Source organism: Streptomyces sp. NPDC053665 (genome assembly GCF_055585285.1).
The window spans coordinates 324,760-348,531 of record NZ_JBVJKK010000001.1; the positions used below are offsets into that span (position 1 = coordinate 324,760).

A 23,772-nucleotide genomic window follows, 5' to 3' on the forward strand; every position below is an offset into this window, starting at 1 on the left:
AGGCCCCGGCCGTCACGGGTGGTGCCCCTCGCCTCGCGGAGCCGCGCAGTGTAGACATGGCACATGGTCCGACTCTTGGGTCGCTCCGGGACCCGGTCGCCCCTGCGGCCCGGCGCTGCGCCGTCCGCAGGGCAGCGGCCTCAGGCGGGCCCGGCGCGACGGCAGCCGGTGACGGGGCTGCGTTCGGTGCTGGGCGGGCGCAGTGTGGCCGGCCAGGTCTTCCTCCTCGTCGTGGTGATCGTGCTGCTGCTGGTCGTGGCGGCCGTCGTGGCGCTCGTGCTGCAGGTGCGGCACGACACGACGGCGGAGGCCCGCAACCGGTCGCTCGCCGTCGCCGAGACGTTCGCCAACGCGCCGGGCACGGCCGAGGCGCTGAAGGGCCCCGATCCCACCGCCGTGCTCCAGCCGCGCGCCGAGGCGGCCCGGGAGCGGTCGAAGGTCGACTTCGTCGTCGTGATGAGCACCGAGGGCATCCGCTACACCCACCCCAAACCGGACCGCATCGGCAAGAAGTTCGTCGGGACCCTGGCCCCGGCGCTGGCGGGCAAGGTGGTGACCGAGGAGATCGACGGCACCCTCGGACCGCTGGTGCAGGCGGTCGTGCCGGTCACGGACCCCTCCGACGGCACGATCGTCGGCCTGGTCTCGGCGGGCATCACGACCAAGAACGTCGGGGGCACGGCCGACCGCCAGCTGCCGCTGGTGCTGTCCGCCGCCGCGATCGCGCTCGCGCTGGCGACGGCCGGGGCCGCGCTGGTGAGCCGCCGGCTGCTGCGCCAGACCCACGGGCTCGGGCCGCACGAGATGACCCGGATGTACGAACACCACGACGCCGTGCTGCACGCCGTCCGCGAGGGCGTGCTCATCGTCGACGACGAGGGCACCCTGGTCCTGGCCAACGACGAGGCGCACCGCCTGCTCGGGCTGCCCCCCGACGCCGAGGGCCGGCCCGTGCTCGGCCTGGGACTCGATCCCGGCACCGCCGACCTGCTGGCCTCGGGGCGCGTCGCCACCGACGAGGTGCATCTCGTCGGGGACCGGCTGCTGGCCGTCAACCAGCGGACCACCGACCGCGCGGGCGTCCCGCCCGGCAGCGTCGCCACCCTGCGCGACTCCACGGAGCTGCGGGCCCTGTCCGGGCGGGCCGAGACCGCCCGGGAACGTCTGAACATGCTGTACGACGCCGGGGTCGCCATCGGGACCAGCCTGGACGTGACCCGCACGGCGGAGGAGCTGGCGGAGCTGGCCGTGCCGAGGTTCGCCGACTTCGTCACCGTCGACCTGTTCGACGCCGTCCTGGGCGGCGGGCAGCCGAACGCGGTGGCCTCCCTCAGCCGCACGGCGCTCAGCGGCGTCCGCAAGGACGCACCTCTCTACCCCGTCGGCGAGCGGATCCGGTTCGTCGGCACCTCCCCGCAGGGCCGCAGCCTCACCACCGGCCGACCCGTCCTGGAGCCCCGGCTGGGTGAGGCTCCCGGGTGGCAGGCGCAGGACCTGGAGCGTTCGGCGCAGATCGTGCGGTTCGGCATCCACTCCCTGATCACGGTGCCGCTGCGGGCGGGCGCCCTGGTGCTGGGCGTGGTGAGCTTCTGGCGGTACGAGAAGCCGGAGCCCTTCGACGAGGACGAGCTGGCCCTGGCCGAGGAACTGGTCGCGCGGGCCGCCGTGTCCATCGACAACGCCCGCCGCTACACGCGCGAGCACAGCATGGCGGTGACGCTGCAACGCAGTCTGCTGCCCAGGAACCTGCCCGAGCAGGGCGCCCTGGAGGTCGCCTACCGCTACCTCCCGGCCCAGGCCGGGGTGGGCGGCGACTGGTTCGACGTCCTGCCGCTGTCGGGGGCGCGGGTCGCGCTCGTGGTGGGGGACGTCGTGGGCCACGGGCTGCACGCGGCGGCCACCATGGGCCGGCTGCGCACCGCCGTGCACAACTTCTCCGCCCTCGATCTGCCGCCCGAGGAACTCGTCGCCCTGCTGGACGAGTTGGTGGGACGGATCGACCAGGACGAGACGGAGGAGGAGGGCAGCGCCCCGGTCACGGGCGCGACCTGCCTGTACGCGGTGTACGACCCCGTCTCGCGACGCTGCACCGTGGCCCGGGCCGGGCACCCGCCGCCCGCCCTCATCCACCCGGACGGCCGGGTCGAGTTCCCCGAGGTGCCCGCCGGACCCCCGCTCGGGCTGGGCGGACTGCCGTTCGAGACGGCGGAGCTGGAGCTCGCCGAGGGCAGCCGGCTCGTCCTGTACACCGACGGGCTGGTCGAGGACCGGGAGCGGGACATCGACGTCGGTCTGGAGATGCTGCGCGAGGCGCTGGGCCGGGCCGGGCAGTCCCCCGAGGACACCTGCCGGACCGTACTGGACGCGCAGCTCACGGCCCGCTCCAGCGACGACATCGCCCTGATCGTGGCCCGCACCCGGGCGCTGGCGGCCGACCGGGTCGCCGAGTGGCCGGTGCCCGCCGACCCGGCGGCCGTGGGCGAGGTGCGGGCGGCGGTCACCCGGCAGTTGAGCGCCTGGGATCTGGACGAGCTGGCGTTCAGCACCGAGCTGATCCTCAGCGAACTGGTCACCAACGCGATCCGCTACGGAGGCGGGCCCATCCGCGTCCGGATGCTGCGCGACCGCAATCTGATCTGCGAGGTGTTCGACAACAGCAGCACCTCGCCGCATCTGCGGTACGCGACGATGACCGACGAGGGCGGCCGGGGCCTGTTCCTGGTGGCCCAGCTCGCCGAGCGCTGGGGGACGCGGTACCTGCCCGCCGGGAAGGTCATCTGGGCCGAGCAGCCACTGCCATAAGCGAGAGCAGGGGGATGGCATAAGATCGGCTTATGAGCTCATAGACCGGACCCGCATACCGACTTAGGCTTGCCTCAGTTTAGGCTTCCCGGTGAGATCGCTTGTCGCCGCTCGAAGGGAACCTGACCATGCCCCGCCCCCTGCGGGTCGCCATCGTCGGATCCGGCCCCGCCGGGATCTACGCCGCCGACGCCCTGCTCAAGTCCGAGGTGGCCACCGAACCCGGCGTGTCCATCGACATCTTCGAGCGCATGCCCGCGCCGTTCGGACTGATCCGGTACGGCGTCGCCCCCGACCACCCGCGGATCAAGGGCATCATCACCGCCCTCCACCAGGTGCTCGACAAGCCCCAGATCCGGCTGTTCGGCAACGTCGACTACGGCACCGACATCGGCCTGGACGACCTGCGGGCGTTCTACGACGGCGTGATCTTCGCCACCGGCGCCATGGCCGACCGGGCGATGTCCGTCCCCGGCATCGACCTCGACGGCTCCTACGGGGCGGCCGACTTCGTGTCCTGGTACGACGGCCACCCGGACGTGCCGCGCACCTGGCCGCTGGAGGCGGAGAAGGTCGCCGTGCTCGGCGTCGGCAACGTCGCGCTCGACGTCGCCCGCGTCCTCGCGAAGACGGCGGACGAGCTGCTGCCGACGGAGATCCCGCAGAACGTGTACGAGGGTCTGAAGGCCAACCGGGCCAAGGAGATCCACGTGTTCGGCCGCCGCGGCCCGGCGCAGGCCAAGTTCAGCCCGATGGAACTGCGCGAGCTGGACCACTCGCCGAACATCGAGGTCATCGTCGACCCCGAGGACATCGACTACGACGAGGGCTCGATCGCCACCCGGCGCGGCAACAAGCAGGCCGACATGGTCGCCAAGACGCTGGAGAACTGGGCGATCCGCGATGCCGGCGACCGCCCCCACAAGCTCTTCCTGCACTTCTTCGAGTCGCCGGTGGAGATCCTCGGCGAGGACGGCAAGGTCGTCGGTCTGCGCACCGAGCGCACCGAGCTGGACGGCACCGGCAACGTCAGGGGCACGGGCACGTTCAAGACCTGGGACGTCGGCGCGGTCTACCGCGCGGTCGGCTACCTCTCGGACAAGCTCCCCAAGCTGCCCTGGGACCTCGACTCGGGCACCGTCCCGGACCGGGGCGGCCGGGTCGTGCAGGAGTCCGGCGAGCACCTCCAGTCGACCTACGTGACCGGCTGGATCCGGCGCGGCCCGGTGGGCCTGATCGGGCACACCAAGGGCGACGCGAACGAGACGGTCGCGAACCTGCTCGACGACTTCGCCAACGACCGGCTGCACACCCCCGCCTCCCCCGGCCCGGAGGCCGTGGACGCCTTCCTCGCCGAGCGGAACATCCGCTTCACCACCTGGGAGGGCTGGTACCGGCTCGACGCCGCGGAGAAGGCGCTGGGCGAGCCCGAGGGGCGCGAGCGCGTGAAGATCGTCGAGCGTGAGGACATGCTCCGCGCCAGCGGCGCCTGATCTTCCTCACACCCGCGGGGCGGGTCCGGAGGCAATGTCACCGGACCCGCCCTTTCGCGTACTTGAACCGTGTACGATCCGGTTGCTTCACCGAATCGACACATCGCCTTCACGTGAAGGCCATGCAGGGGGGACGAACGTCCATGCGCATACGCCTTGTCGCCACCACGGCCGTCGCGGCCGGAACCCTCGCCGCCCTGACGGCGGCCCCGGCCCAGGCCGCCGAGTACTCCTCGGCGCTGAAGATCCGCGGGATCCAGTACGACGCCCCCGGGAGCGACTCCAACCGGTGCTCCGGGGGGAACACCAAGGACGAGTACCTGACCATCAAGAACTACTCCCGGTCCGCGACGGTCAACCTCAAGGGCTACGTCGTGAAGGACGCCACGGGGAACAGGTTCACCTTCACCGCGAGCCACAGTCTCCAGCCGGGCGACTACGTGAAGCTGCGCGGCGGCCACGGCACCGACTCGGACAGCAAGAACGTCGTGTACCGCGACAACTGCAACTTCATGTGGAACAACGACAAGGACACGATCTACGTGTACAAGCCGTCCGGCAGCCGTGCCGACGTGCACTCGTACACCAAGCGCGGCTCGGACGCCGACGGCAACGGGTACATCAGCTACCACGGCTGATCACCCGTCATGCCGGGGCCCTCCGCTACGCGTGCGTGGCGGAGGGCTCCCGTACGGTGGTGCCGGCTCAGACCTCCAGGTCGGCCTCGATGCGGCGCAGTTGGTGACGGGCCATCGCGAGGTTGGCGCGGCTGCCGTCCAGCACGAGGTACAGGAACAGCCCGCTGCCGCCGCGCCCCTTGAGCAGGCGGATCAGGTGGTACTGGGTGTTCAGCGTGATGAGGATGTCCTCGATCTCCTCCTTGAGGCCCAGGTGCTCCATGGTCCGCAGCTTGGCCCGTACGACGTCGGTGTTGCCCGCGGCCGCGATCTCCAGGTCGAAGTCCTTGGTGCCGCCGAGGGTGCCCAGGGCCATGCCGCTGGTGTAGTCGACGAGGGCCGCCGCCTTCGCACCGTCGATGGAGCTCAGGCATTCCTTCAGCGCGGTCTCCGTGTTGGCCATGCGCTCGTTCCTTTCCTTGGGTCTGGTGTTGCGGATCGGTCGGGAGGTTCGGAGGGCTCAGATGCCGGTGTGGGGGCGCGGCTGGTGGGGCGGCCGCTGCGGGGTGCGCACCGGAAGGGTGCCGATGGGCCGGGCCACCGGCGGGAGCGGGGACGCCTGGTGTTCCCCGAGCACCGGGCCGGACGCGGCGCCGGGTGTCTGCGCGGGGCGCTCGGCGGGACGCTCGGCGTGCCGGCCGGTGCCGGGGCCGACGCCGGTGGTCACCAGGTCGGCGATCCGGGCCCCGCTGCGGCGGCCCTCCAGATGGAGGCGGCCGACGTTGACACGGTCCTCGGCGAGCAGGGTGAGGACGGCCGTGGTACCGGCCGCGTAGGTGGCGACGTAACCGCGGGAGCCGCGCACCAGCAGCTCCCGGAAGTCGCCTCGGGCGGCCGCGTCGGTCATGCGGTGGGCCACGCCGAGGGCGGCGGCGGTCAGCGCGGCGAGGCCCTCCGGCTCGGTGTCCGGCACGTCGTGGGCGAGGACCAGTCCGTCGACGGTTGCGGCCAGGGAGCCGGTCAGGCGGGGGATGCGGGTGCGGAGCCGACGCAGTTCGTCCAGGACGTCGGTCTCGACGGCCATGAGCAGTCTCCTTTCGGCACGCTGTCGTCGCGCGCGGATCACAGTGCCTCCAGGGCGTGCAGGAGCCGTCGCAGCAACGCGGTGTCGGGCTCGTCCGGCACCACGGTGAGGGGGGCGCTGACCGGCGCGGCGGACGCGGGGGCGGGAGCGGGGGCTGTGGGGGGCGGCACGAGGGGGACGGGGTCCGCCGGCGCCGGGAACGCGGGGGCCGCGGCGGGGTCCGCGGGCGCCGGAGCCGCGGAGGGCGCGGCGGCGGGCGCGGCGGCCGGGACGACCAGGCCGGCGGCAGCCAGCCGGCGCAGTTCGACGAGGGTGTGGAAGGTGCGGCACGCGAGGGCGGTGGCGATCTGCGCGGCGGTGCGCACCCCGTCGACCTGCGCGAGTATCCGGCCGCGCCGGGCCGGCAGGTCCGCCGCGCCCCCCGGTACCCGGGCGAGCGGGTCGCGGTCGATGGCGGGCTCCGGCCAAATGCGCTGCAGCAGTTCGCGGCGGCGTGCGGACTCGCGCAGCACGGTGTCGACCGGGACGGGCCGCACGGACCCGAGCCAGTGGGCGACGCCGGGCCGGAAGCGCAGGGCCGGGCCGTCGTGGGTGAGGACGAAGTACGCGGCGTCGAAGAGGGCGCCGAGATGGCACAACTCCAGTGCTCCGGCGGCGAGTCGGCCGCTGTCGACGAGTTGACGGCCGACCCGGCAGCCGCGGCCGGCCCGGTCGATCGCCTCCCACCAGCCGTCCGCGTCGAGGGCGCCGCTGTGGGTGAGCAGGTCGCCGAGGTCGGGTGTGACGGCGGACTCCACGTGGACGACGTGCCCGTCCGCCAGGTAGAAGATCCCGGACTCGGTGGACAGGGCCCCGCTCGCGCCCTGCTCGGCGAGGCCCGCGAGCCGCGCCGAGGCCGGTTCGTCGGTGCGCGAGGTCAGCAGCGGCGTGATCATCCGAGCACCAGTCTGTCCGCCAGCTCGGCCAGCCGGATCCGGGCCAGGGCCAGGTTGCCGTCGGCCCGGTCGAGCCACAGGTGCACGAAGACGGTGCTCTCGAAGGGCGTGGTGACGAACCTGATGAGGTGGTACGCGTGCGGGTTCGTCACGATGAGGTCCTGTACGGGTGGCTCCTTGTCCGTGCCGGCGTCCGGATCGCCGCCCGCCAGGGCGCCGCTCTCGGTGGCGAGCCGGGCGAGTTCGGCGGTCTCCGCCGCCGTCGCCTCCGCGTCGCCGCCCGGTGCGTCACCCACGGCGCCCAGCGCAAGACCACTGATCCAGTCGACCACCGACGCCCCCCGGGCACCGGGCAGCCGCATGGCTTCCAGCAGACTCTCGTCAATTCCGGGCACGCCGGATCCCCTCCCCCTGCACGGCCGTTCCCGCGAACGTGAGCACGACACTACGCACGGTGCTCGGGGGCGCGGGAACGCTTTGGCATTTTCCAAGGGAATGTGCAGCGAACCGGACCGGCGTGGACCGGTTCGATCGTGTGCGAGCAGAAACGAAGGTTTTTGATCAGTGATCGGGGGCGGCATGCGACCCGGCCCGGGCCCTCGGAGGCATAGGTTCGGGAGGAGAGGTCAGAAAGGAACGCCCGATGAACCACCACGAGGTGCGCGACCTGATGAGCGACGCGGTCGTCCGGGTGCGGGGCGGCACGCCGTTCAAGGAGATCGCCCATCTGCTGCAGGAGTACGACATCACGGCGGTCCCCGTGGTGGACGAGCAGAACCGTCCGGTGGGCGTCGTGTCGGAGGCGGACCTGCTGTACAAGATGTGGGGCGGGCAGGAGGACGACGACGCGGACGGGGAGGGCGGCTTCCCCCGGACGGCCAAGGCGCGCGCCACCGACGCGGCGGGGCTGATGACGGCACCGGCGCTGTCCGCCCGGGAGGACTGCAGCGTCGTGGACGCGGCCCGCCTGATGGCCCGGCACCGCGTCAAGCGGCTCCTCGTCGTCGACGACGACGGACGGCTGATCGGCGTGGTGAGCCGGAGCGACCTGCTGCGGGTGTTCCTGCGGGCCGACCAGGCCATCCGCACGGAGATCGTGGAGGAGGTCCTGGTCAAGGCGCTGGGCGAAGCACCGTCCGCCGTGCAGGTCGACGTGACGCACGGCCATGTCGTGCTCAGCGGCCGCCTCTCCTCCCCGGACGCGGTCCCCCGTCTGGAGGAACTCTGCCGGGAGGTCGACGGCGTCGTGGCCGTGGAGTTCCGGCCGGGCCGGGAAGCGGACCGTGAGGGACCGCCGGGATGACGCCGGGGGGCGAGAAACGCAGCAGCGCACGGTGGGGTTCCGTGCGCTGCTCCCCCGGGTGGGTCTCCCGGGTCAGACCTCGGTGCCGACGCGCGGGCGGCTGTCGCTCCCGGCGGGCGGCGTCTGCGGGGATGCGGACTCCTCGGAGAGCCGTTCCATGCCGCTGGTGGTCTTCAGCGGCTTCTCCTTGATGAACAGCACGGCCACCAGGGCGAGCGCGGCGAAGGGAGTGGCCACGAGGAACAGTTCGGCGGTGGCGACCCCGTAGGCGTGCTCCACGACCTCCCGGATCGGCTCGGGCAGGGTGGTCATGTCGGGGACGCCGCCGTGGCCGGCCGGTCCCCCGTCCCCGGTTCCGCCTGCGGCGGCGCCGGCCCGCGCCAGCCCCTCGGTCATCTCGGAGGTGACCCGGGCGGCGAGGATCGCGCCGAGCACGCTGGTGCCGATCGTGCCGCCCATGCTGCGGAAGAAGGACAGCACGGAGGTCGCGGCGCCGAGTTCGGCCGCGGGGACGTCGTTCTGGGCGGCCAGGACGAGGTTCTGCATCAGCATGCCGACGCCGATGCCCATGATCGCCATGTAGAGGCTGAGCAGGCCGAAGTGGGTGTCGGCGCCGATCGTGGACAGCAGCGCGAGTCCGGCGGTCATGGTGACGCCGCCCGCGACGAGGTACGCCTTCCACCGGCCGGTCGCGCTGATGATCTGCCCGGCGACGGTGGACGAGAGCAGCAGGCCCAGGATCATCGGCAGGCTCATCAGCCCGGCGATCGTCGGGGACTTGCCGAGGGAGACCTGGAAGTACTGCGACAGGAAGACCGTCCCGCCGAACATCGCCAGACCGACGAACAGGCTGGCCACGGTGGTCAGCGCCACCGTGCGGTTGCGGAAGATGCCCAGCGGGATGATCGGCTCGGCGACCCTGGCCTCGACGAACACGGCGGCGGCGAGCAGCGCCACTCCCCCGCCGGTGAGCGCGGCGGTCTGCCACGACGCCCAGTCGAACCGGTTGCCCGCGAGCGTGACCCAGATCAGCAGCGTGCACACGCCGGCGACGATCAGGAAGGCGCCCAGGTAGTCGATCTTCGCCTCCCTGCGGACCGTGGGCAGCTTCAGCGTGCGCTGCAGCAGGGCGATGGCCAGCAGGGCGAAGGGCACGCCGATGAAGAAGCACCAGCGCCAGCCGAGCCAGGAGGTGTCCACCAGGACGCCGCCGATGAGCGGTCCGGCGACGGTGCCCACGGCGAAGACGGCACCGAAGATGCCCGCGTACTTGCCCAGGCGCCGCGGCGGGATGATCGCCGCCATGACGACCTGCGCCAGCGCGGTCAGGCCGCCGGCGCCGATGCCCTGGGCCACGCGGCTGAAGATGAGCAGTCCCACGTCGTGGGAGAAGCCGGCCAGCAGCGAGCCGACGACGAACAGGCCGAGGGAGAGCTGGAGCAGCAGCTTCTGGTTGTACAGGTCGGACAGCTTGCCCCACAGGGGCACGGTCGCCGTCATGGCCAGCAGTTCGGCGGTGACGACCCAGGTGTAGGAGGACTGGCCGGCGCCGAGGTCGGCGATGATCCTGGGCAGGGCGTTGGAGACCACCGTGCCCGCCAGGATGGCGACGAACATGCCTGCCATGAGTCCCGACATGGCCTGGAGTATCTGCCGGTTGGACATGGCGGACGGAGGCGCCTCGGCGGGCGCCGCTGGAGAAGTCACATCATCTCTTTCGGGGTGCGGTGGCGGGCGCTTCCGTCGCGTCCGCCGGCGGCGGGCCGGGCAGGCCCGCCGCGAGGTGCTCGAAGGTCTCGCGGAAGACGTCCGCGAAGGCGAGTTCGTCCTGCCGCACGCACCAGTGCTCGACGGCGACCCGGACGGCCGTGACGCCGACGGCGGCGAGCAGGCGCGGTTGGAGGCCGAGGGCACGCCGGCGGCGCTCGTCGTCCGGCGAGGCCGGGTCGGTGCGCTCCTCGGAGAAGAGCGGTGAGCCGGCGCCGGTGCGTTCGGCGAGGGTCTCGGCCAGGGCGAGTTCGTCCGCCATGTGGGCGCCGATGCTGCGGGCCAGCAGATGCGGGGAGCGGCGCAGCACCTCCGAGTGGAGGCGCCACAGCTCCTGGTGCTGCTCGATCTCCGCCAGCTCGGCGGCGATGGCGTCGCGCAGGGCGTCCAGCGGGGCGGTGCCGGGGGGTGCCGCGAGGACGGCTCGCCTGACCCGTGCGCTGGATTCGGCGCCGATCATCACGAAGACGTCGTCGCGCGAGTCGAAGTAGTTGAAGAACGTGCGGGTGGAGACGCCGGCGGCCTCGCTGATGGCGTCCACGGTGACGTTCTCGGCGCCCTGCTCCGCCGCGAGCCGTACCGCCGCCGTCACCAGGGCGGCCCGCGTGGCCTGCTTCTTGCGCTCGCGCAGCCCGGCGGGCGCCGGCTTCCCGTCGGTCATGTTTTGCATGCTACGCAAAAATGCAGAGTCTGCAAAAATGGCGTCGACGGCCCGCACACTGCCGCGAACCACGGCGTGGATCCGGCGCCGGGGAAATACCTCCGGGCGCGGGGAGGGGGCTGTTAGGCTCGGGGGGACGTTGATCGTGTGTATCGAGGAGTCACAGACGTGGTGGGTGAAGACGACATCTCCGGGTGAGATCCGGATCTGACGGCCACCGGACGCGCTGCTGAGCGCCGCCGGCGTGGCCTGTTCGTCATACCCCCTTCCCCGCATCTGCCCAGGGCAGAGCTCTGTCTGCCCGCAGCCTTCTCGAGGTCATCGCCATGTCCGACGCCGCCGTCGTCTGCTCCCACGTGTCCTTCTCCTGGCCCGACGACACGCCTGTTTTCCACGATCTGTCCTTCACCGTCACCACGGGCCGAACCGGCCTCGTCGCCCCCAACGGCACCGGCAAGAGCACGCTGCTCAAACTGATCACCGGCGAACTCGCCCCCCGTACCGGCTCGTTGACCGTCAGCGGCACCGTCGGCCACCTCCCGCAGAACCTTCCCTTCACCGGTGAGCTCACCGTCGCCGAGGTGCTCGGCGTCGCCGCGGTGATCCGCGCCCTGGACGCCGTGGAGTCCGGGGACGTCGCCGAGGAGCACTTCGCCACCATCGGCGACGACTGGGACATCGAGGAGCGCACCCGCGCCCAGCTCGACCGTCTCGGCCTGGCCGGACTCGCACTCGACCGCCGCCTGCACACCCTCAGCGGCGGGCAGATCGTCTCCCTCGGTCTCGCCGCGCAGTTGCTCAGGCGCCCCGACGTCCTGCTGCTCGACGAGCCGACGAACAACCTCGACCTGGACGCCCGGCACCGGCTCTACGACGCGCTGTCCGACTTCGGCGGCTGCCTCCTCCTGGTCAGCCACGACCGGGCGCTGCTCGACCGCATGGAACGCATCGCCGAACTCGGCAGCGACCAACTGCGCTTCCACGGCGGCAACTTCACCGCCTACGAGGAGGCGGTGCGGGCCGAGCAGGAGGTCGCCGAGAAGAACGTCCGCAACGCCGAGCAGGAACTGAAGCGGGAGAAGCGCGAGATGCAGCAGGCCCGCGAGCGCGCCGAGCGACGGGCGAGCAACGCCGCCCGGAACCTGAAGAACGCGGGGCTGCCCCGGATCTTCGCCGGGAACATGAAGCGGGGCGCGCAGGAGTCCGCGGGCCGGGCCGGGCAGACACATGCGGCCCGCGTCGGCGAGGCCCGGGCCCGGCTGGACGAGGCGGGGCGCGCGCTGCGCGACGACCAGCAGATCACCCTGGACCTGCCCGACACCCGCGTGCCCGCAGGTCGCACCCTCTTCGCCGGCACGGGCCTCCAGGTCACACTCGGCGGCCGCCCGGTCTTCGCGGACGGCGGCATCGACCTGAGTGTCCGCGGCCCCGAGCGCATCGCGCTGACCGGGCCCAACGGCGCCGGGAAGACCACCCTGATGCGCCTGATCACGGGCGAACTGGTCCCGGACAGCGGGGAGATCAGGCGCAACGAGGGCCGGATCGCCTCCCTCTCCCAGCGTCTCGACCTGCTGGATCCGCGAAGCACCGTGGCGGAGAACTTCGCCGCGTTCGCTCCCGAGCGGCCCGAGGCGGAGCGGATGAACCTGCTCGCCCGCTTCCTCTTCCGGGGAGCCGGGGCACACCTGCCGGTGGGTGTGCTCTCCGGCGGCGAGTTGCTGCGCGCCACCCTGGCCTGCGTCCTGTGCGCCGAACCGGCACCGCAGTTGCTGCTCCTCGACGAGCCGACCAACAACCTCGACCTGGTCAGTGTGAGCAGGCTGGAAAGCGCGCTCGACTCCTACCGGGGCGCCTTCCTGGTGGTCAGCCACGACGAGCGGTTCCTCGCCGGGATCGGGGTGGACCGGCGGCTGCGGCTGGCCGACGGCACCCTCACGGAGAGGGGGGACTCCGCGGTGTGAGCCGCCGGTGTGTGCGGTGGCCCCGCAGCGGCACCTGCGGGGCCCGACGGCGCCCGGACGAACGGGAGTCCGGGACACATGTCAACTTCGTGTGCGGCCGAAGCACGCGTGTGTCAGCCCGCCGGGCGGGGGTGTGGGTACCATGCGCAGCACCATTTTCGTCGAGGAGGGCAGCGATGTGACCAGCCAACCAGCCTCCACGCTCCGGGCACGCTACGGGGAACAGGCCGCCTCGGACCTTGAGGAGAACCGGCGGCTCCAGAGGGAGTTGACCGAGCGGATCGCCGTCCTCAAGCAGGAGGAGGAACTCCTGGCGGACATCCTGAGGCTCGCCGGGGGTTCCGGGGACACCCCGGTGCTTCCCCGGCAGGCCGAGGACGAGCCCGATGCCCCGAAGACCGGGGACGAGCCGCGCGGGGCGAAGACCAAGGGCGGGCCCCGTGCGGCCAAGGCCAAGGCCAAGGCCAAGGGCGAGGGGGCACGCCGTGTGCCGAAGGCCCGGGACCGGCGCCGCGCCGCCGGGACGAAGGAGGGGGCCGGCGCGCGCAAGGCCAAGTCGGCGCGTCCCGCGCCTGGTTCGCAGCCACTGCTCGGTGATCTGCTGACGGATCTCCTCGGCGGCCACACCGAGCCGCGCCTGGCGAAGGAACTGCGCGAGGAGCTCATGGAGAAGCACTCCGACCGCACACCCACGCCGCAGGTCGTGCGGAACACGCTGGAGAACCTGGTCGCCAAGGGTCAGGTGCAGCGCCACAAGCAGGGCCGCTCGGTCATGTACACCCTCACCACGGCGGAGAAGGCGCCGGAGGAGCAGCCGGAGCCGCAGGCTCAGAACGGCTGACGGCCGAGCCGCGCGGACGACCGAGGGGAGGACGGACGTCCTCCTCCCCGGTCCCGCCGCGTCCTCAGGCGCCGGCGCGCCGGGGCAGCCGCCAGTCGGGGCGCGGGAAGTGACAGGTGTAGCCGTCCGGATAGCGCTGCAGGTAGTCCTGGTGCTCCGGCTCCGCCTCCCAGAACTCGCCGGCCGGGACGACCTCGGTCACCACCGGCCCCGGCCACAGCCCGGACGCCTCGACGTCGGCGATGGTGTCCTGCGCGACCCGGCGCTGCTCCTCGTCGAGGTAGAAGATGGCCGAGCGGTAGCTGACCCCGATGTCGTTGCCCTGGCGGTCCTTCGTGGTGGGGTCGTGGATCTGGAAGAAGTACTCCAGGATCGCGCGGTAGTCGGTGGCCGTGGGATCGAAGACGATCTCGATCGACTCGGCGTGCCGGCCGTGGTCGCGGTAGGTGGGGTGCGGCTTGTCGTTGTCGCCGCTGTAGCCGACCCGGGTGCGCACCACACCGGGGAGCGACCGGATCAGCTCCTGCATACCCCAGAAGCAGCCACCGGCGAGCAGCGCCCTCTCCTCGACGTCACTCATGGCGCATCACCTTTCTGTCGTCCGTCGTCACCATTCTGACAGGTGACGCCACATCGAGGCAATCGCGTCCCCGGCCTGGTCGGGCCAGGCGGAGGTCGACCCGGGGCATCGTGTCCCCGGGCAGCCGGTACCGCTCCGTCGCGACGAACCGTCGACAGCGGATACGGAGGGGGTGATCGTAGGGTGAGGGAGCGTCATGACCCGTGCAGGGAAGGGTCGGTGAAGATCCCGATCTTGGGAAGACGGTGGAGGTGATCTTCCATCGGTCCCATGAGAGGGGGCAGTCCGTGACCGCACCCGTGCGTCCCGCACCGCCTGCGCACCGCCGGCACCGGTTCGACCTCCGGTCGACCGCCCTGTTCTTCGTCTTCCTCGCCGTGGTCCTGGTCGTCGTGGGACTGGCCGTGCGCACGCTGGCCGACGCGGCCGAGCGGCGTCCGGTGTGGATGTTCGTCCTGATAGCCCTGGGTCTGGCGGCCCTGCTGAGCCTGCGGCGCCGGCTGCGCCTGGCGAAGGTCGCACGCCGGGCGGCCGCAGCCCTCGACGAGGCGGCGCGCGAGGCGGCCGACGCGCTCGACGCGCCGCCCCCGCTGCCCCGGCAGCGCCCGGCCGTCGACCTCGTCCCCGAATCCGACGAGGTCGTGGCCGTGGCCGGGCGACCCGAGACGGTCCTCGACTACGACGCCCTGACCCCCGACGGGTTCGAGGAGGCGATCGCCGCCCTCTGCGAACGCGACGGCTGCTCGGCCGTGGAGGTCGTCGGCGGCGCCGGGGACCTGGGCGCCGACGTGCTCGCCGTCACGCCGGACGGGCGCCGGGCCGTGGTGCAGTGCAAGCAGTACGGCGAGACCAACCGGGTCGGCTCCCAGGACCTGCAGCGCTTCGGCGGCACCTGCTTCACGGTGCACGAGGCCGATGTGGCCGTGCTCGTCACGACCAGCGACTTCACCGCACCCGCCCTGGAGTACGCCGAGCAGTGCGGGATCGTGTGCGTCGACCGGGAGGCGCTCCTGGCCTGGACGGACGGCACCGGCCCGCGCCCCTGGGAGATCGGCCCGGGTCTGCCGGCGGTGGACGCGGACCTGTCGGCGACGATCGCGCTGGACGGGCCGCAGCGCACCGCGCGCCACCTCACCGCCGACGGCAGCGGCTGCTGAGCTGCGGGTCCGCCGTCCCGGTGTGGTGGCACCAGCCATCCACCCCGGGACGTGGGTAGGGTGGCCGCACAGATGGTCGAGCATGGGCGGTGGCACATGGAGTGGCGGGAGTTCGCCGAGGAGATGGCCCTGCTCGCCCGGACCCTGCTGAAGCAGGACTCCGTGCAGGGGACCCTCGACGAGATCGCGGCAGCGGCGGTACGGCTGGTCGACGGCTGCGACGCGGCCGGGATCCTCGCCGTACGCAAGGGACGGGCCATCACGCTGTCCTCGTGCGGGGACATGGTCGAGGAGTCGGACCGGCTCCAGGGGGAGCTGGGCGAGGGGCCCTGTTTCGACCTCGCCCGGCGCACCGACGAGGACCGGGTCTTCCGGGTACCGGACATGACCGAACCCCAGGAGGACTGGCCCCGCTACGCCGCGGAGGCCCGTGACCTGGGGATCGGCAGCATGACCGGCGTCCTGCTCTACACCCACGACGAGGACTTCGGCGCCCTCAATCTCTACGCCCGCACACCCGGGACCTTCACCAAGGACGTGGAGACCGCGGGCTGGCTCCTGGCCTCGCACGCCGCCGTCGCCCTGGCCGACGCCCGGACCATCGACCAGCTCCAGCACGCTCTGGACACCCGGCACGCGATCGGCGAGGCCATGGGCATCCTCATGGAACGCCACGGCATGGCCGAGAACGACGCCTTCGACGTGCTGCGCCGCATCTCCCAGCACCACAACGTCAAACTGCGCGACGTCGCCCGGCGCATCACGGACGGACGGACCGACGAGCGGAACTGACTGCTCCGCCCCCGGGGGCCCGGGGTGCCTCGCCCCGCGCGCGACGGCCCCGGGCGCCGTGCCTCGGGGAAAGTCCCCCTCAAGGGTCACCGCTGTGTGACAGTGGGCACGAGCAGGCGCTGTATGCGCTGTCGGCGCCCGGGTAGGCGTACGGCGCAAGCGTCACCCCGAGCACCGAACCACAACGAAAGAACCCACATGGTCATCCCGCTTATGAAGCAGGCGGATGAGCAGGGACGCAACGACCGCGCCGCGCTGCACTTCGGTGCGGCGTGGGCCGAGGGCACGGCCTGCGCGGTCGATGCCCGACGGGCCCTGCGCGCCTTCCTCGCTCACGCCCCGCACACCGGCCGCTCCCCGGCGCCGGACCTGCTCGCCCTGGACGCCGAGCTGGTCGTCAGCGAACTCGTCACCAACGCCATCCGGCATGCGCCCGGTCCGTGCGGACTGATCCTGTGGTGTTCCGACGACGAGCTGGTGGTCACCGTGTGGGACAGCTCCCGGGAGGAGCCGGTGGTGCGCGAACGGGACGGTCGCCGGTTCGGGGGGCACGGCATGCACGTGGTCCACACCGTCAGCAGCGCGGTCGTCGTCACCGTCGGGGAGACGGGCAAACGGATCGTCGCCCGCATCCCGTTCCCGTCCGGCGGCGACGCCCCCGGCCAGGAGGGTGGCGGGGACGCCCCCGGCCCGGGCGGTGGCGGGGACACCCCCGGCCCGGGCGGGAGGACCGTCCTGCCCACGTCCCTCTCCGGTCGCCCCCCGCGGCAGCCATGACGGTCCGGGCGGCCGCCCGGACCGTTCACCCGACGTCGTAGGTCAGGTGGGTCGACGTCGGGGTCGCCGTCACCGTCCGCCGTGTGAAGGCGCGGCGGGTCCCCCCGGTGAACAGGGGCGTCCCCGCGCCCAGCACGACGGGGGCGAGGTGCAGGGTCAGTTCGTCCACCAGCCCGGCGTCCACGGCGGATCCCACGGTCGCTCCCCCGCCCATCACGACCACGTCGAGATCCCGTCCGGCGGCCGTCGACGCCGCCTCGGCCCGCTCGCGCGCGGCGGCTACGGCGTCGGCCAGGCCGGTGGTGACGAAGGTCCAGTCGAGGGCGCGCAGCCGTACCGACGCGGGCGGCGCGCCGGTCACCACGACGAAGGCGGGCCGGCCCACCTCCCCGGCGCCGTAGCCGACGGTGTCGTCCCAGCCCTGCGGCCCGTCCACCACGTCGAACAGACGGCGCCCGAGCACGACGGCCCCCGACCGGGCGGTCGCCTCCCGCAGGACGCGGCGATCGTCCGGGTCGTCGGAGAACGCCCATGTGTGCAGGGCCTCGCCCCCGGTGCCCAGGCCGTTGTCCGGTCCGGGATCGGGCCCGGTGACGAAACCGTCGAGGGAGACCGAGATGTCGGCGATGATGCGTGTCATACCGGGGCAGACCCGATCCGACGCCGGAACTCATCGCCGCGGCCGCCGGGCCGCGCACCGCCCGTTCGTCGCGTTTGCGCCACGGCCGAAACGGTCAACGATCTCGCGAGCGCACGGCGACCGACCCCATCGGGAGGCGGACCGAGAATGACCGTCACCACACCGCCGACGGCAGACGTCCTGCCGGTCACCCCCGTCCTGCGGGTGTGAGCCGGCACGCCCTGGACCGGGCCGGGCGCACGCTGCGGGACGGGTGGCACCGGCTCGGTGCGCACACCCTCGTCCGGCAGGCCCACGACCTGGAGCTGCTCCACCGGGCCATGGGCTTCGCCACACTGGCCCTGGTCACCCTGGCGCCCCTGCTGATCGTGGTCGCCGCCGCCGACCCGCTGGCCCGCGGCGGGTTCGCCTCCTGGCTCGCCGACGGCATGGGACTGTCGGGGCAGTCCGCGCGCGTCCTGACCGACATCATCAGCCCGCCCCGCAAGGTCATCGGCACCACCAGCGTGCTCGGCGGCGTCACACTCGCCCTCTTCGGCATCGCGCTCGGCGGCAGTGTCCAGAACGGCTACGAGCGGATCTGGGAGCTGGCACCCGGCCGCTGGCACCGGGTGTGGCGCCAGGCGGTGTGGATGATCGCCATGACCGCCTACCTGTACCAGGAGGCGCAGAGCCGCAGCATCACCTCCGGGGCCGGGCGGATCGCGCTGAGCGCGGCGACCGGGGTGCTGTTCTTCTGGTGGGGCCAGCGGTTCCTGCTGGGCGGGGTGGTCCGCTGGAGCGATCTGCTGCCCGGGGCGATCGCCACCATGGCCGGCCTGGTCGGCCTGCGGATGTTCTCCTACTTCGTCTTCACGCCGCTCATCGTCACCAACGCGATCAGCTACGGCGCGGTCGGGGTGGTCCTGGTCGTCGAGTCCTGGCTCATCGGCGTCGGCTACGTCGTGTACGGCGGGGCCCTGCTGGGGCACTGGCTGGTCCAGCACCACGGACTGCGGCGCGACGGCGGGGAGTGACGCGCCGGGCGGGGTACCCGGCCCGGCCCGTGGAGTGGAGGACGGATGACAGTCGATCTGGTGGGGTTCCTCGGCGTGGTGCTGGTGGCGTACGTGGTGCCGGGGCCGGACTTCCTGGTGGTGGTCCGGTCGGCGGCCGAGGATCCGTCGAAGGGGAGGGCCGCGGCGCTGGGCGCGCAGACGGGGCTGTGCGTGCACATGGTCGCGGCCGCCGCCGGCCTCTCGGTGGTCGCCACGCGCTCGCCCCTGGTCTACGACGGGATCAAACTGCTGGGCGCGGCCTACCTCGTGTACCTGGGGGTGCGGGCGGTCCTCGCTGCCCGCCGGGCGGTCCGGGAGCGGCGGCAGGGGCGGTCCGGGTACGGCGAGGCCTTCGGCGTCGGTCAGGCGGGTGCCGACGCCCGCGGGCGGTGGCGGACCGCGTTCACGCAGGGGTTCCTCACCAACGTGCTGAACCCCAAGGCGGCGCTGTTCTTCCTCAGCATCCTCCCGCAGTTCGTCGACGGGGGCGGCTCCGTGGCGCGGCAGATCTTCTTCCTGGGCTTCCTGGACGTCCTCGTCGGCGTCGGGTACTGGTTCGCCCTGGTGCTCGTCGCCTCCCGGCTGCGGGCCCTGCTCGCCCGGCCGACGGTACGCCACCGCTGGGAGCTGACCACCGGCTGGCTGTTCATCGCCATCGGCGTCTCGGTCGCGGCCACGGCCTGACCGGCGTCCGCCCGCCGGACATGGCCCGGGTGTCTCAGGTCTTCGGCACGCGCAGGGCGAGGAGTGCCACGTCGTCGTCGTTGCCGGCCGGGCGGACCCGCCGCAGCAGATGGTCGGTGAACGAGGCGAGGGGGCGGTGGGCGAGGGCGGCCGCGTGCTGGCGCAGCCGGTTCAGGCCCTCGTCCAGGTTGCGGCGCGGCTCCTCGATGAGGCCGTCGGTGTAGAGCACCAGGGTGGAACCCGGCGACAGCAGGGTGGTGGCGTCCGGGCGCGAGACGTTGCCCTGGGTGCCCAGGAGGATGCCGTGGCCGTCGGTGAGGTAGCTCGTCAGGCCGTCCTTGCTGACCAGCAGCGGCGGGGGGTGGCCCGCGTTCGTCCAGGACAGCCGCCAGTGGCCGTCGCCGGCCGCTTCGATCCTGGCGAAGATCATGGTGGCCATGGCGACGTCGGTGATGTGCTGGATCGCCCCGTCGAGGCGTTCCACGATCCGGCTCGGGGGTTCCGTCTGGGACCAGGCGTAGGCCCGCAGCATGTTCCGGACCTGCGCCATGCCGGCCGCCGCCTCCAGGTCGTGGCCGACGACGTCGCCGATGGCCAGGGCCGTGGAGGCGTCGGAGAGCGGGAAGGCGTCGTACCAGTCGCCGCCCACCTGCGACGACTCGGGCGCCGGGAGGTAGCGCACCGTCATCTCCAGGCCGGGGACGCCGGGCATCTGGGGCAGGAGGTGGTTCTGCATGGTCTCGGCGACCTTGCGCTGCCGCTGGTACAGGCGGGCGTTGTCCAGGGCGAGCCCGGCGCGGCGTGCGATGTCCTCGATGAGCGGGAGGTCCTGCGGCGTGAAGTCCGCGGGATTGTCGCCGCGCCCCACCGTCAGCGCGCCCAGGACGGCGCGGGTGCTGCGGATGGGCGCGATGGCCGCCGAGTGCATGCCGGTGGCCTCGAACAGGCGTCGCTGCTCGACGGCGATCCCCGAGTCGGGAGCTCCCTGGTAGGTCTGCGGGCCGGCCAGCGTGGAGGACACGCCCCGCAGGGCTCTGGACAGGGGCATCGGGGACTCCTCGGGGACCGGCGGCATGGGTCCCTGGAGCTCCTCGCGCTGCACGAGCTTGTCGTCCTCGGCGTGGACCACGAGCGTGCGCCACACCTCGTCGCGCTCGGTGATCAGGTCGACGACCGCCCAGTCGGCCAGGCGCGGCACGACCAGCGCGACCAGCCGGTGCAGGGCCTCGTCGACGTCGAGGGTCGAGGTCAGACGCGTGGTGGTCTCGGCGAGCAGGGCCAGCCGCTGCAGCTCCGTCAGGTGCTGGGAGGCCGGCTGCGGCGGCGGAGCGAGGTCGTCGGGGTGATCGGCGGCGTAGAAGACGACGAGGGTGCAGCCGGGATCGCCACCGACGGCGAAGGGGGTGATCAGCCAGGAGATGCGCAGGACCGAGCCGTCGGAGTGGGAGAACCAGTCCTCCGCGATCTGGGCGGCGCGGCTGGCGTGGAAGGCCTGGCGCATGGCGCACTGCGTCCTGGGCAGGGGCTGGCCCTGGGGGCCGCGGTGCAGCAGGTCGTGGGCGTCGTGACCGACGAGTTCCGCCTCGCTGCGGCCGAGGAGATGCTCGGCCCGGGTGTTGACGGCGACGATGAGGCCCTCGTCGTCCACGACGTAGGCACCGGCGCCGATGGCCTCCAGCGTCCCGGCCAGGGCCGCCGCGGCGGCGGGCGTGAGTGGTCCGCCGGCGGTCGCCGTGTCCTCGGGCCCCACCATCGCGGCCTCCTCGCTCAGCGCGCCGGCCTCCCGTGCGGGCCGGTGCTCCTCCGGTTCGCTTGCCTACCCCGTATTCCCCTGCCCACGGCGATTCCACGCCATCCGGGACCGGACTTCCATGATCTCAGGCAGGCGCCGCGCTGTCTGCGGGAGTACCGTCCCCTCGTCACCGGAGGCGTCCGCCGGGACCGGGCGGACGGTGCGGGCGGCACCCCTCAGCCGACCCGGATGCCCACGATGCAGGTGTCGTCGTCGGTGTCCGACCTGCTGTAGGTCAGCAGGCGGTCCAGTTGCTGGTCCAGGGTGGTGGGAGCCGACCGGACCGTGGTCAGCAGGTGGGTCAGGGACTCCTCCACCGGCCGGTCCCGGCGCTCGACGAGGCCGTCGGTGTACATCAGCAGGGTGTCCTCGGGCGCCAGCTGGATCTCCGTCTCCTCGTACACCGCCTCCGGGACGGCACCGAGCAGCAGGCCCTTGACCAGGGGCAGGGGCTGCGCGTCGGTGTCACGCACGAGGACGGGCGGCAGATGCCCGGCCCTGGCCCAGCGCAGCGTCCGGTGGACCGGGTCGTACAGCCCGCACACCGCCGTCGCCGTGACGGCGCCGGTCAGGTGGTGAGCGACGATGTTGAGCCAGGACAGCAGCTGGGCCGGTCCGGCGCCGGTGACCGCCAGGCCGCGCAGCGCGTTGCGCAGGACGACCATGCTGGTGGCCGCCTCGATGCCGTGCCCGGCCACGTCCCCGACGCACAGCAGCACCTGCCGGGACGGCAGGACGACGGTGTCGTACCAGTCGCCGCCCACCAGCTGCTCGGTCTCCGCGGGCCGGTAGCGGACGGCGACCTGGAGCCCGGACACCTGGAGCGGGGCCTGGGTCGGGGGCATGATGGCGTGCTGGAGCTGAAGGGCCAGCCGGTTGCGCTCACTGGCCTGCTGCTCGGTGTGGGCGAGCTGGTCCCGGGTGGCGGCGAGCGCGACCTCGGTCCAGTGCTGCGAGGAGATGTCCTGGCAGGCGCCGCGGACCAGCAGCAGCCGGTCGTCGGTGTCGAGCACGGGTTCGGCGACGATGCGGATGTGCCGGGTCACCCCGTCCGGCCGTTGCAGCCGGAAGGCCGCGGCCGCGGGCCGCCGGTGGTGCAGCAGGGTGCGCAGGAAACGCCGGATGGAGACGCCGTCGTCCGGGTGGGCGTGGGCCGGCAGTTCCTCCAGCGGCACCGGCGTCGAGGTCTGGGGACGCCCGTAGAGGTCGAACAGCTGCCCGTTCCAGGTGATCTCACCGGTCAGCACGTTCTCCTCGAAGCCGCCGATGCGGCCCAGGCGCTGGGCGTTCTGCAGCAGGCTCGCCAGCCGCGCGGTCTCGTCCTCGATGCGCCAGATCAGCAGCACGGACGAGCCGTGCCGGCTGATGCTGATGTCGGCGACGGCCGACAGGGGCACCTGGTCGACGAGGGCCGTGAGGTTCATCCGCCGGGCCCGGAAGGGCTCACCGGTGGCGTACACGCGCTCGACGCGCTGGAACAGCTCGCTCTCGCCGACGGCCATGGGGTACGCCTCGAGCAGCAGGGCGCCGCTGACGACGGCCCGGGGCCGGCCGGCCGGGTCGAGGAAGCGGTTGTTCACGTGCTGGATGCGGAAGTCCACGAGGTGACCGTCGGCGTCCAGGTGGGGCACCAGGACGAGGGCGGGGTCGTGCAGGCCGTCGGCCAGGTCCATCAGCTCGGCGGCGTCGGGCAGGACGCGCGGTTCCGTCGCTCCGGCGGGCAGTGGCGTGTACATCTCCAGCGTGTGGGCGCACAGTTCGGCCAGCGCCTCGACCTGGCGGACGATCTGCGGGGGCTGCGGCTGGAGCGGGTCGGGCCAGGCGATCTCCAGCACGCCGTGGATGCGTCCCCCGGTGCCGGCGGGCAGGGCGGCCCGGCCGCCGTCCGGGTGGTGGTGCAGACCGATGCTGGGCAGGCCGGTCCGGCCGAGGCTGGTGATCCACTGCCCCTCGCGCTCCATCAGCGCGCGCCGTGCCACGGTGACCACGTCCGGCGGTACGTAGCGCCAGCGGGTGGCCTCGGCCGGTGAGAAGCCGGCACTGCCCGCCAGGGTCAGCGAGCCGTCGGCGCCCGCGGCCCATATGGCCACGGCCGCCGCGCCGAGGGGGCGCAGCGCCTGCTCCAGCAGGGCGTCGGCGACGGCCTGGGCGTCGTCCGCGGCCAGCACGCCGCTCTCGGCCGCGCGCAGCCGCACGGCGGCCGACTCGGCCTCGGCCTCGTCGGCGGCCTTGGTGGCGGCGAGGAACGCGTCGGTCACCTCCGACATGCGGTCCCGGGCGGCCTGGTTGATGACGTCGACGGCCAGCTCCAGAGGGCTGAGCTGGGCCTGCTCGGCCAGCTCGGCGAGCTGCCGGGCGGCCTGGGCCGGGCCGCACCGGAGCCGTTCGATCAGGACGCCCTTGGCGAGTTCGATCAGGGCGCGGCCCTCGGCCTCGGCCTGCGCGGCCCGGACCTCGCGGCTGAGCCGTTCCACGGTGGCGGCCAGCCTACCCACCGGCGAGGCAGGAGGAACGCCCGGGGCGTCGGCGGGCGGCCCGCCGGGCAGCAGGAGCTCCTCCTCCGCGAGGAAGCCGGAACCGCCGGAGCCCGCCGGGTCCCCGGCCGGGGCGACCGGCTGGCCCCCGGGTGTCCCCGGCTCGCCGTCGGCGGTCGCGTGGGACGCGACGGCGGGTGCCGTCGGCCCGTCGGGCGTCGCGGGCGGGAGCGAGGGCGTCGGGTTCCCTGCGGCGTCGCGCTGCGCCCCGGCTTCCCCGGCGGGTTCACGCGGCTGCTCGGACATGCTCACGGTCTGGATGCTCCTCGGCTTCAGCGCCCGGCGGCGCGGAACGGCTGGTCCGGAGGGCGCCCG

Annotated in this window: 21 protein-coding genes; 11 read left to right on the top strand and 10 right to left on the bottom strand. The window is 72.9% G+C overall.

Annotated features, from left to right (window positions below):
• Positions 1-63 precede the first annotated feature (63 nt).
• From ACZ6ZN_RS01310 to ACZ6ZN_RS01320, 3 genes are all read left to right on the top strand, one after another.
• Positions 64-2,802: a SpoIIE family protein phosphatase gene (locus ACZ6ZN_RS01310; RefSeq protein ID WP_451876385.1), complete on the top strand. Its 2,739-nt coding sequence runs from the start codon at positions 64-66 to the stop codon at positions 2,800-2,802.
• A 128-nt stretch (positions 2,803-2,930) separates the two neighbouring features.
• Positions 2,931-4,295: an FAD-dependent oxidoreductase gene (locus tag ACZ6ZN_RS01315; protein WP_398107414.1), complete on the top strand. Its 1,365-nt coding sequence runs from the start codon at positions 2,931-2,933 to the stop codon at positions 4,293-4,295.
• A gap of 143 nt (positions 4,296-4,438) precedes the next feature.
• The gene (locus ACZ6ZN_RS01320) at positions 4,439-4,933 is read left to right on the top strand and encodes a lamin tail domain-containing protein (protein ID WP_469642189.1); all 495 of its coding nucleotides are present in this window, start codon (positions 4,439-4,441) and stop codon (positions 4,931-4,933) included.
• A gap of 67 nt (positions 4,934-5,000) precedes the next feature.
• Here ACZ6ZN_RS01320 and ACZ6ZN_RS01325 read toward each other — a convergent pair whose 3' ends face one another.
• From ACZ6ZN_RS01325 to ACZ6ZN_RS01340, 4 genes are read right to left on the bottom strand one after another with little or no spacing between them, the layout of a single operon-like run.
• On the bottom strand, positions 5,001-5,375 hold the full coding sequence (locus ACZ6ZN_RS01325; protein WP_376331151.1) for a roadblock/LC7 domain-containing protein: 375 nt from the start codon (positions 5,373-5,375) through the stop codon (positions 5,001-5,003).
• Positions 5,376-5,432: 57 nt separating this feature from the next.
• Positions 5,433-5,996 carry a roadblock/LC7 domain-containing protein gene (locus tag ACZ6ZN_RS01330; protein ID WP_469642191.1) on the bottom strand — a complete coding sequence of 188 codons (564 nt, stop codon included), beginning with the start codon at positions 5,994-5,996 and terminating at the stop codon, positions 5,433-5,435.
• A 38-nt stretch (positions 5,997-6,034) separates the two neighbouring features.
• Complete coding sequence (locus tag ACZ6ZN_RS01335; RefSeq protein WP_469642193.1) at positions 6,035-6,931, bottom strand: hypothetical protein; 897 nt, start codon at positions 6,929-6,931, stop codon at positions 6,035-6,037.
• Complete coding sequence (locus ACZ6ZN_RS01340) at positions 6,928-7,326, bottom strand: hypothetical protein (RefSeq protein WP_398107418.1); 399 nt, start codon at positions 7,324-7,326, stop codon at positions 6,928-6,930. The genes ACZ6ZN_RS01335 and ACZ6ZN_RS01340 overlap by 4 nt, the downstream gene beginning before the upstream one ends.
• A 248-nt stretch (positions 7,327-7,574) precedes the next feature.
• Between ACZ6ZN_RS01340 and ACZ6ZN_RS01345 the strand changes: the two genes are divergently transcribed.
• The gene (locus ACZ6ZN_RS01345; protein ID WP_398107419.1) at positions 7,575-8,234 is read left to right on the top strand and encodes a CBS domain-containing protein; all 660 of its coding nucleotides are present in this window, start codon (positions 7,575-7,577) and stop codon (positions 8,232-8,234) included.
• 72 nt (positions 8,235-8,306) lie between these two features.
• Here the strand turns inward: ACZ6ZN_RS01345 and ACZ6ZN_RS01350 are convergent, their stop codons facing one another.
• Positions 8,307-9,899 (bottom strand): MDR family MFS transporter, encoded by a 1,593-nt coding sequence (locus ACZ6ZN_RS01350; protein WP_469643907.1) that lies wholly within the window; start codon positions 9,897-9,899, stop codon positions 8,307-8,309.
• Positions 9,900-9,942: 43 nt separating this feature from the next.
• Positions 9,943-10,671 (bottom strand): TetR/AcrR family transcriptional regulator, encoded by a 729-nt coding sequence (locus tag ACZ6ZN_RS01355; protein ID WP_469643910.1) that lies wholly within the window; start codon positions 10,669-10,671, stop codon positions 9,943-9,945.
• A gap of 317 nt (positions 10,672-10,988) precedes the next feature.
• Between ACZ6ZN_RS01355 and ACZ6ZN_RS01360 the strand changes: the two genes are divergently transcribed.
• Together ACZ6ZN_RS01360 and ACZ6ZN_RS01365 are read left to right on the top strand one after the other, a co-directional pair.
• A complete protein-coding gene (locus ACZ6ZN_RS01360) occupies positions 10,989-12,623 on the top strand; it encodes an ABC-F family ATP-binding cassette domain-containing protein (RefSeq protein WP_469642196.1) in 1,635 nt (544 codons plus the stop codon).
• A gap of 178 nt (positions 12,624-12,801) precedes the next feature.
• On the top strand, positions 12,802-13,464 hold the full coding sequence (locus ACZ6ZN_RS01365; RefSeq protein ID WP_469643913.1) for a BlaI/MecI/CopY family transcriptional regulator: 663 nt from the start codon (positions 12,802-12,804) through the stop codon (positions 13,462-13,464).
• Between the two features lie 64 nt (positions 13,465-13,528).
• Here ACZ6ZN_RS01365 and msrA read toward each other — a convergent pair whose 3' ends face one another.
• Positions 13,529-14,044, bottom strand: a complete 516-nt coding sequence (gene msrA / locus ACZ6ZN_RS01370; protein ID WP_398107422.1) for a peptide-methionine (S)-S-oxide reductase MsrA — start codon at positions 14,042-14,044, stop codon at positions 13,529-13,531.
• Positions 14,045-14,331: 287 nt separating this feature from the next.
• Here msrA and ACZ6ZN_RS01375 point away from each other — a divergent pair, with 287 nt between their 5' ends.
• From ACZ6ZN_RS01375 to ACZ6ZN_RS01385, 3 genes are all read left to right on the top strand, one after another.
• Positions 14,332-15,201 (top strand): restriction endonuclease, encoded by an 870-nt coding sequence (locus ACZ6ZN_RS01375; protein WP_451876393.1) that lies wholly within the window; start codon positions 14,332-14,334, stop codon positions 15,199-15,201.
• 96 nt (positions 15,202-15,297) lie between these two features.
• Entirely contained in the window at positions 15,298-15,993 is a 696-nt protein-coding gene (locus ACZ6ZN_RS01380) for a GAF and ANTAR domain-containing protein (RefSeq protein WP_469643915.1), read from the top strand.
• 198 nt (positions 15,994-16,191) lie between these two features.
• Positions 16,192-16,770: an ATP-binding protein gene (locus tag ACZ6ZN_RS01385; protein ID WP_469642199.1), complete on the top strand. Its 579-nt coding sequence runs from the start codon at positions 16,192-16,194 to the stop codon at positions 16,768-16,770.
• 25 nt (positions 16,771-16,795) lie between these two features.
• Here the strand turns inward: ACZ6ZN_RS01385 and ACZ6ZN_RS01390 are convergent, their stop codons facing one another.
• Positions 16,796-17,410 carry a dihydrofolate reductase family protein gene (locus ACZ6ZN_RS01390; RefSeq protein ID WP_469642201.1) on the bottom strand — a complete coding sequence of 205 codons (615 nt, stop codon included), beginning with the start codon at positions 17,408-17,410 and terminating at the stop codon, positions 16,796-16,798.
• Between the two features lie 221 nt (positions 17,411-17,631).
• Between ACZ6ZN_RS01390 and ACZ6ZN_RS01395 the strand changes: the two genes are divergently transcribed.
• Both ACZ6ZN_RS01395 and ACZ6ZN_RS01400 read left to right on the top strand, forming a co-directional pair.
• A complete protein-coding gene (locus tag ACZ6ZN_RS01395) occupies positions 17,632-18,426 on the top strand; it encodes a ribonuclease BN (protein WP_469643917.1) in 795 nt (264 codons plus the stop codon).
• A gap of 45 nt (positions 18,427-18,471) precedes the next feature.
• Complete coding sequence (locus ACZ6ZN_RS01400) at positions 18,472-19,131, top strand: LysE family translocator (RefSeq protein ID WP_469642203.1); 660 nt, start codon at positions 18,472-18,474, stop codon at positions 19,129-19,131.
• A 34-nt stretch (positions 19,132-19,165) separates the two neighbouring features.
• Here the strand turns inward: ACZ6ZN_RS01400 and ACZ6ZN_RS01405 are convergent, their stop codons facing one another.
• Both ACZ6ZN_RS01405 and ACZ6ZN_RS01410 read right to left on the bottom strand, forming a co-directional pair.
• Entirely contained in the window at positions 19,166-20,884 is a 1,719-nt protein-coding gene (locus tag ACZ6ZN_RS01405; protein ID WP_451876397.1) for a PP2C family protein-serine/threonine phosphatase, read from the bottom strand.
• A 215-nt stretch (positions 20,885-21,099) separates the two neighbouring features.
• Positions 21,100-23,709, bottom strand: coding sequence for a SpoIIE family protein phosphatase (locus ACZ6ZN_RS01410; protein WP_469642206.1), 2,610 nt, complete (start codon positions 23,707-23,709; stop codon positions 21,100-21,102).
• Positions 23,710-23,772 lie beyond the last annotated feature (63 nt).